The sequence below is a fragment of the Stenotrophomonas sp. FW305-3-2-15-E-LB1 genome (assembly GCF_058787375.1).
Window position 1 is genome coordinate 20,142 of the sequence record NZ_JBYSZR010000043.1, and the last position, 8,380, is coordinate 28,521.

6 protein-coding genes are annotated in these 8,380 nt (G+C 67.8%); 2 read left to right on the forward strand and 4 right to left on the reverse strand.

The annotated features are described in order from the left end of the window. Position 1 precedes the first annotated feature (1 nt). From AC3WL7_RS20480 to AC3WL7_RS20490, 3 genes are read right to left on the reverse strand one after another with little or no spacing between them, the layout of a single operon-like run. On the reverse strand, positions 2 to 130 hold the full coding sequence (locus tag AC3WL7_RS20480) for a hypothetical protein (protein WP_006441023.1): 129 nt from the start codon (positions 128 to 130) through the stop codon (positions 2 to 4). After that, positions 127 to 1,743, reverse strand: coding sequence for a hypothetical protein (locus tag AC3WL7_RS20485; RefSeq protein ID WP_492752825.1), 1,617 nt, complete (start codon positions 1,741 to 1,743; stop codon positions 127 to 129). The genes AC3WL7_RS20480 and AC3WL7_RS20485 overlap by 4 nt, the downstream gene beginning before the upstream one ends. Positions 1,744 to 1,762: 19 nt before the next feature. Next, positions 1,763 to 4,006, reverse strand: a complete 2,244-nt coding sequence (locus AC3WL7_RS20490) for a type VI secretion system Vgr family protein (protein WP_492752826.1) — start codon at positions 4,004 to 4,006, stop codon at positions 1,763 to 1,765. A gap of 220 nt (positions 4,007 to 4,226) precedes the next feature. On the opposite strand from AC3WL7_RS20490, the gene AC3WL7_RS20495 reads away from it, so the two are divergent. After that, positions 4,227 to 5,279 carry a DUF1176 domain-containing protein gene (locus tag AC3WL7_RS20495; protein WP_492752828.1) on the forward strand — a complete coding sequence of 351 codons (1,053 nt, stop codon included), beginning with the start codon at positions 4,227 to 4,229 and terminating at the stop codon, positions 5,277 to 5,279. Positions 5,280 to 5,332: 53 nt separating this feature from the next. Here the strand turns inward: AC3WL7_RS20495 and recJ are convergent, their stop codons facing one another. Then, on the reverse strand, positions 5,333 to 7,090 hold the full coding sequence (gene recJ, locus AC3WL7_RS20500) for a single-stranded-DNA-specific exonuclease RecJ (RefSeq protein WP_492752829.1): 1,758 nt from the start codon (positions 7,088 to 7,090) through the stop codon (positions 5,333 to 5,335). A 157-nt stretch (positions 7,091 to 7,247) separates the two neighbouring features. Here recJ and AC3WL7_RS20505 point away from each other — a divergent pair, with 157 nt between their 5' ends. Further along, positions 7,248 to 8,276: a DUF1176 domain-containing protein gene (locus AC3WL7_RS20505; RefSeq protein WP_492752831.1), complete on the forward strand. Its 1,029-nt coding sequence runs from the start codon at positions 7,248 to 7,250 to the stop codon at positions 8,274 to 8,276. The last annotated feature ends 104 nt before the right edge of the window (positions 8,277 to 8,380 follow it).

The window sequence follows — 8,380 nt, forward strand, 5'->3', positions numbered from 1 at the left end:
TTTACAAGGCGCGGAACAACGCGCGCAGGAACGCCTTTACTTCGTCACGGTACTCGGCGCTGATCCAGGTCACGACGATGATGCCCAGCACGATGGCCACCAGCATCACCACGGTCTTGTTCGACTTCATGCAACAGCAACTCCTGTAACGGTCGTTCCGGCGGGTGCGGCCACGGGCGGCTGCAGCAGGCCCGACGGGTCGGGCAGCGGCTGCATCGCCGGCGGCTCGCTCCACACCGGAATGTCATGGTCGAGCGGGTGCTCGATGGCTGGCAGGCCATTCCAGCCCGGGTCGAGGAAATCGCGACCGACAGCCACGATCTTGCGGAAAAACTCATCGCCGCCCTGGATCAGGCGCTCGCGCTCCTGCTGGGCACGGTGGAAACCACGCTCCAGCGTTGCATCCAGCTCGGCGTCGATCGCATCCAGTGCCGGGCGTGGCGGCTGCGGCCCCAACGCACGCCCCTGCGCGTCGGCCTTTTCCAGCAGGCCGGTACTGGCCTGCAGGTAGTCGCTGGCCACCTGCTGCAGCGATTCGCAGCGGCGCGCATCCTGCAGCTGCAGCAGGTCCCACAGCGCCTGCGGCAGCGTGGTGGCCTTGCGGTCGGCCGGCGCCAGTGGCTTGGCGATGCGGATGGCCTCCAGCAACTGGGTACGCGCGGCCTCGCGCTGGCCGGCCTGCAACTGGCACCACCCGGCCATGCGCTGGCCTTCCAGCGCGAACATCGGGTGCGGAATGCTCGCCGCCGACGTCGAGGCCTGCAGGTAGGTCTGTGCGGCGCGCTCGGGCTGCTTGGCGGCCAGCCAGCAGCCGGCTTCGCCGAACCAGCTCTGCATCACCAGTTCCGGTGCAGCCGGGTTGCCGCTCATGCGCGCGCCCTCGGCCGCGCTTCGCGCCTGCCGGTAACTGTTGATCGCCTGCCCGTGGTCGCCATGCTTCAACCACGCGCCGGCCACCATCATCTGCACCACCGACTGCTGGTCCTGCCAGCCATGTCGCTGCGCCAGCCCCTGCGCGCGCCCGGCGCGGGCAACGACCTGCGAGGGGCTGCCGCGCTCGAGCAGCAGCATCAGGTCTGCCAGCAGCTGCCGGTACAGCACTTCCGGGCCACGGCCGCCGGACTGCGCCGCGGTGTCGCGGGCGATGCCGAACATGTCGACCGGGGCGCTGACCACACGCGCCGGCGCGCCGTGACGGTCCAGCAGCGACTGCCAACGCGGATCCTCTTCGGTATCCACCAGCACCAGGCGCAGGCGTGTGCCGGGGCCGGCGGCCAGCGCCGCGTCCACCCAGCGCTCGAAACCCTCGCCCGGCACGCAACGCTCCGGCTCAAGCACCGCCGCCAGCAGGCGCAGGTGCTCGCCGTGGTGGTCGATGAAACTCTCCAGCACCTGCACCACGCCGTGCGCGCTGTCCGGGTGCGCCTCATGCGGGCCCCGCCACCCAAGCGGCACCTGCTGCGAACGCAGATCGTCCTGGCTGGCCAGATAGCGGTCCAGCAGGTCCTGCTTGACCTGGCGGCTGTAGCGGAAGCCCAGTTCATAGGCGGTATCGATGCGCAGGAAGTAATCCGGCGTATCGCGACCCGCGTCGTTGCGCTGCATTTCGAAGAACGCGGCCAGCAAGCGGCTGGCGGCGGCCGGCAGGCGCCAGACCAGCAGCCGCCGGCTGCTGTCGGCGCTTGCATCCAGCCAGGCATCGCGCAGTGCGTTCAGGCCACGCAGCATGGGGGTGTCCTGCATCGTGCTTCTCCCTTGCGGCTCAGCAGTTGAGCTTGATCTCGCTGCCGTTGACCGAAACACCACCGGCGTCGATCACCACCTCCGAACCACCGGCGGTGATCTTGATCGCGCTGTCGGTGATCTCGATGACCGAGCCGCCGACCTTGCTGGTGAGCTTGACCGCCGACTCCAGGCTCATCGCCCCGTCCGAGCCCTGGCTGTGGGTGCCGGTGGCATCCTGGCTGAAGTTGCCGGTGACATCGATGACGCGCTCGCCGACGTTGCTGTCGTCGACCTTGCCCTGCACCTTGCGCTTGTCCTGCCCTGTGATCGTCACTTCCCGGGCGGCCTGCAGGGTCTCGGTGACCAGCCCACCCACGGTGCGGCTGGAGGTGGAGGTCACGGTTTCGGCCCAGGTGCCGGTGCGCTGGCTGGTGTAGTTGCCGGTCAGCGTGGTCTTGAAATCACCGGTGATGGTTTCGGTGTAGCCGGCGGCCACGATCGTCTTGGTTTCGCCCGCCTCGTATTTCTCGGTGACCGCACCGGTGACATTGGTGGTGCGGGTGCCGGTGACGCCGAGCGTATCGGTGCCGGTAATGGTGATGCCGCGGTTGCCGCCGACACTGATGTCCTGGTTGGCGCCAACGCCCATGGTGTGGTTCACCGCCACCGTGGTCGACTTGTTGTTCTTGATGCTGGCGTTCTGGTCGTTGAGCACGGTGGTGACCATGTCACGCTGGGCGCGCATGTTCAGCAGCTCGCCGCCGGCGCCATCGTGCATGGTGATTTCATTCCAGCCTGCGCCCTTGACGGTCTTCGATTTCAGGCCGCTGACCTCCATGCCGAACGGCGGCATGTTGTCTTCGTTGTAGACGCGCCCGGTGATGATCGGCCGGTCCGGATCACCGTCGAGGAAATCGACGATCACTTCCTGGCCCACGCGCGGCGGCGAGACGCCGCCCATGTCGGCGCCGGCCCAGGGGCTGGCGCTGCGGATCCAGCACGAGGCGTTCTCGCGACGGTCCAGCTGGCGGTCCCAGTGGAACTGCACCTTTACCCGGCCATAGCGGTCAGCGTGCAGTTCCTCGCCCGGCGGGCCAACCACCGTGGCAGTCTGCGGGCCCGGCATGCGCGGCCAGGGGGTGAGCCGCAGCGGGCGGTATGGGATGCGCCGGCGCAGCACTTCGGCCTGCACTTCCACGCTGGGCGCTTCGGCGCTGCCGAAATCGGCGGCAAAATTGTTGTGGCCTTCGCGCTGCACGCTGACCACGAAGAAGCTGCGATCGGTGTCGTCGCGGCCGATGAAATTCGGATGGCGCTCCAGGTCGAAGCACCCGCCGGCCTCCATCTCGCCGGCATTGCCCGCGCACTCGAACAGCTTGGTCGGCCAGGTCACTTCTTCGTTGCGCACGGCGGCCAGCGCCGTGCCGATACGGCTGTTCATGAAGCGCGCGGCACCGTCGTAACGGTACTGCTCCAACGGCGGCAGCAGGCCCATCGGCACCTGGTTGCCCTGGTTGCCATCCAGTCGCTCGCCCGGCTGCTTGAAGTCGAAGCTGCGCAGCGTCTGCACGCTCGGGCCGACCCGACGCCGCGCGCCCCAGCGATGCAGGCCGGTGCTGGCCAGGGTGCCCTGGTCGGAAACGTAGGCGATCGGCTGCGGCTCGCCGTGGGCAGTGCTCAGCGTCGAATCGTCGCTGATCACCATCTCGTGGCCTTCGTCGTCGTGGACGAAGCTGTAGTACAGGCCAGCGTCTTCCAGCAGGCGGCTGACGAAGGCGAAGTCCGATTCGTTGTACTGCACGCAGTACGGCAGCGGCGCAAGCTTGCCGGGGTTGAGGTCGTAGCGGTACCGCGCCAGCTGCGCATAGCCCTCGAAGACTTCCTCGATGATCTGCAACGCAGTGCGATCCTGGAAGATGCGGCAGTTGCAGGTGTAGTCGAGGAAGGCGAACCACGGCGCCAGTTCGGCGCGGTAGGCACTGAACTGTGCCTGCTGCCCGGTGCTGGCGAACTCGCGCACATACCCATGCACGCTGCGGTCGCCGAATTCATCGCCCAGCTGCAGGCGCAGCGGCTGGCCGACCAGTTGCTTCAGCTCCAGCCGTGGCTGGATGGAAAGCAGGTCGATGCGGTAGGTGAACGGGCTGGAGACCGAGGCGATGCCATCGAAGCGCTTGACCAGGAACGTATCCGGGTCCAAAGCGGTTTCGACGCGGATCAGGCGTCGGTCCTGGTGCAGGCGCTGCAGTGCGGCGCCGGGGAGCAGTGATTCGGCGTACATCGGGCGTTCCGTCGTCCCATGTTGGTCGTGGCCCGACTGTGCCATCCAGACGTGACGGGCGCCAGCTTTTTGACGGTCACATGGTCATATAACGAGATGAATTCATTAAGGTTTTCCGTCGTAATGTGCTTCGCGTCACATATATTCCGTCACAGAGCGGCTGGTCAGCCCTGCACCTGCGCGGCACCATAGCGTCCGGTTTTCCCCCATAAGGATGTGCATGCGCCCGTTGTTCCTGTCCGTGCTGTTGGCCGTTTCGTTGCCTGCCGCCGCTGCCCCGACCTCGCCTTTCCCGTTCACCCACAATGACTGGACGCTGTCGTGCGACAACACGCGCACCTGCCGCGCAGCGGGCTACCAGTCCGATGAGGCTGACGGCCCGGCGGTGTCGGTGCTGCTGACCCGCGCGGCCGGCCCGCAGCAGCGCGTGCAGGGCCAGTTGATGCTGGGCCAGTACGATGAGGACGCGCCGAAGCTTGCGCCAGGCGCGGACGTACATCTGCACATCAACGGCACCGACCTGGGCCGCCTGTCGCTGAAGGAAGGCACCGGCGCACTGACGCCGGCACAGACCGATGCGCTGCTGGCGGCACTTACCCGCACCAGCCGCATCGAGATGGTGGGCGGGGGCAACCAGCGTTGGACGCTGTCCGACAGCGGCGCGTCGGCGGTGCTGCTGAAGATGGACGAGTTCCAGGGCCGCTTCGGCACCCCTGGCGCACTGGTGCGCAAGGGCAATGGCAGCGAGGACAAGGTGCTGCCGGCGCTGGCCCCGCCGCTGGTGACACTGCCGAAGCTGCCCGCTACGCGCCCTGCCGACACCGCGATGGCGCAGACGCAGGCCCCGGCGTTGCGCCGTGCACTGCGCGCGGCGACGCCGGCCGATGACTGCGCGGCCATCGGCCCGGAAGGCCACCCCATGATCGATGAGCCGGAAGAGCTGACGATCACCCGCCTGTCCAGCGACAAGGTGCTGGTGTCCACGCTGTGCTGGCGCGCGGCCTACAACGAGGGCTACGGCTTCTGGGTGGCCAATGACAAGGCGCCGTTCAATCCGGTGCTGGTCACCACGTCAGGCAGCGACAGCGATGGCCGGGTCATCAGTGCCGCCCACAAGGGGCGCGGCCTGGGTGACTGCTGGCACACCACGGACTGGAGCTGGGACGGCAAGCGCTTCGTGAAGACCGGCGAAGCCACCTCGGGCCTGTGCCGCCTGGTGGCAGCCGGCGGCGCCTGGGACATGCCGACCGTGGTCAGCAAGGTCCAGCCCTGATCAAGTGAAAGAAACGGTGCGGCCCGTGCATCGGCATGGGCGGCACTCCAGGTTCAGGCCGGCAGGCAATGCTCGATGATGAGCTGGATCGCCGCACCGCCGCGGTAGTCATCGCAGGCCAGACGGTAGGCCAGGTGCACGTGCCGCCCTGGTGCATTGCCGTGCCAGCCGCCGAAGTGGATGGCGTTGACCGTGCCCGGCAGGCCGGGCAGGCGCAGTTCCAGCTTCAGGTGGCGCTCTTTCAGCACGCGCCAGTTGGCCACTTCGAAGTGGCCATCGAACATCGGCTCGGGGAAGCCCTGCCCCCACGGACCGGCCAGGCGCAGGGCATCGGCATGGCGATGGTCGAGCTCGTGCACGGCCAGTTCGCCATCGCTGAGCACATGCTGCTGCAGCGCGGCCGGGTCCAGCACTTCCTGCACGATGGCGACGAAGGCCGCCTCGAACGCAGGCAGATGCTCCAGGCGCATGCTCAGCCCGGCGGCCATCGCGTGCCCACCAAAGCGTTCAACCAGGCCGGGATGACGCGCGTCGACCAGCGCCAGCGCATCACGGATATGCAGGCCCGGGATGGAACGCGCCGAGCCACGCAGGGTGTCCGCCCCCGGTTCGGCCGGAGCGAAGGCGATCACCGGACGGTGCAGGCGATCCTTCATCTTCGATGCCACCAGACCGACCACGCCGGGATGCCAGTCGGCATCGAACAGGCAGGCTGCCACCGGACGCTCGCCTTCGGACTGCAGTACCACGCGCGACAACGCCTGTTCGGCATCGTCAGTCATCGACTGCTGCACCGCGCGGCGTTCGGCGTTGATCTGCTCCAGGGTCTGGGCGATGTCGCGTGCCTGTCGCGGGTCTTCGGTCAGCAGCAGCGCAATGCCCAAGGCCATGTCCTCCAGGCGACCGGCAGCGTTCAGGCGTGGGCCGAGCGCAAAACCAATGTCGGTGGCGGTCAGTCGCGCGCTGTCGCGGCCACTGGCTTCGATCAGCGCCTTCAGGCCCACGCAGCCGTGCCCGGCGCGCAGGCGACGCAGGCCGGCACTGACCAGGGCGCGGTTGTTGGCATCCAGCACCACCAGGTCGGCCACGGTGCCCACGGCCACCAGATCCAGCAGCGTGGTCAGGTCCGGACCCTTGCCATCGGCAAACACACCGGCCTCGCGCATCTGTCGGCGCAGGGCCATCAGCACGTAGAAGATGACGCCGACACCGGCCAGCGACTTGCTGGGGAAACCGTCGCCTTCCAGGTTCGGGTCGACGATGACATCGGCCGGCGGCAACTGCGGTCCGGGCAGATGGTGGTCGGTCACCAGCACCTGCCAACCCCGCGCCTTGGCTGCGTTGACGCCGGCATGGCAGGCAATGCCATGGTCAACGGTGACCAGCAGGTCCGGCTGCAGGGCAGCCAGTTCCTCGACCAGCGAAGGCGACAGGCCATAGCCGTGCACCATGCGATTGGGCACGGCATGGAACACATGCTGCGCGCCGAGCATGCGCAGGCCGCGCACGCCGACCGCACACGCAGTGGCGCCATCGCAATCGAAATCGCCCACCACCAGGATGCGCTTGTCGTTGGCGATGGCCTCAACCAGCAGCGCGACCGCCGCATCGATGCCGGTCAGCAGCTCGGGCGCGTGCAGGTTGCCCAGCCGCGGCAGCGCCAGTTCCGGCGTGGTCGCGCCACGGCTGGCATACAGGCGGGCCAGCAGCGGCAGCGTGTCGTCGGGCCACGCACCGGGCTGCACCAGCTCGCGGCGGCGGATCATCGGCGTATCGGACACGGGAGGCGCACCATCGGCGGCAAGGGACATCGGCATCGCCGGGTTGCGGAAGACGCCGCCATGATAACGCGGGGCTACATACGGGGTCAGAGCCCTCTGCAGGCAGAGGGATCTGATCCCAGCTTAGGTATTTGGATTTCTCCGCCACATCTTTCATGCTTGCCGGCCCCGAAATGGATTTCTTCAAATGCGCCGCACTCTGTTCCTGGCCCTCGCCCTCGCCCCGGCCGCTCACGCCGCCACGCCCGAGCCGAAAGCCGGCGTGTCGTTCGACCACAACGACTGGACGCTGGCCTGCGACAACACCCGTACCTGCCGCGCCGCCGGCTACAGCCCCGAAGCGTCCGCCAACCTGCTCAGCCTGATGCTGGAGCGTGCGGGCGGCCCCGGCACCAAGGTGGTGGCCCGGCTGCGCAATGGCGAGGGTGACGAACCGTCGCCGGCCGGCGCCCTGCGACTGCGCCTGAATGGCAAGGACCTCGGCCCGGTGCAGGACACCGGCGAAGCGGAAAAGGTGCTGTTGAAGCAGGCGCAGACCGATGCCTTGGTTGCCGCCCTGCCCCGCCAGGCACGCATCGAGATCATCGATGGCAAGGGCAAGGCGTGGCCGATCTCCGACAGTGGAGCCACCGCAGTACTGCTGAAGATGGACGAGGCACAGGGCCGGCTGGGTACGCCCGGCGCGCTGGTGCGTCGCGGCGACAAGGCCGAAGCGAGCGTGCCCGTGGCACTGCCGCTGCCGGTGATCGTGCACGGCACGCTGGTGGCACCGCGCAGCACAGATGCGGCGCTGGGCAAGGTGCCGGCACTGCGCGAGGCGATGATTGCCAGCCTGCCCACGCCGGACGAGTGCACGCGCCTGAGTGATGGCGAGCAGGATGAGATCGAGATCCAGCGGCTCGATGCCAGCCACGTGCTGGCCAGCACCAGCTGCTTCATGGGTGCCTACAACTTCAGCAGTGGCTACTGGGTGGTGCAGGACAAGGCGCCTTACCAGGCGCGCTTCGTGACCTCCGACGCGGAGGACTTCGACCGCGACGACGCCATGCTGCGCGGGCGCTTCCGCGGCCGAGGCATCGGCGACTGCTTCTCGGGCCACGACTGGGCATGGGATGGAGCGCGCTTCGTGAAGAGCAGCGAATTCACCACCGGACAGTGCCGCGGCGTGGCGGGCGGGCATTGGCAGCTGCCGACCGTGGTCAGCACGGTGAAATGAAAACAGCCGAGCATGGCTTGTATGTTCCCCCCCGGCTCCTACGAGGTATGTAGGAGCCAGGGTGGAGGGACCGACAAGCATGGATCTGCGGATAGCCGCCGACA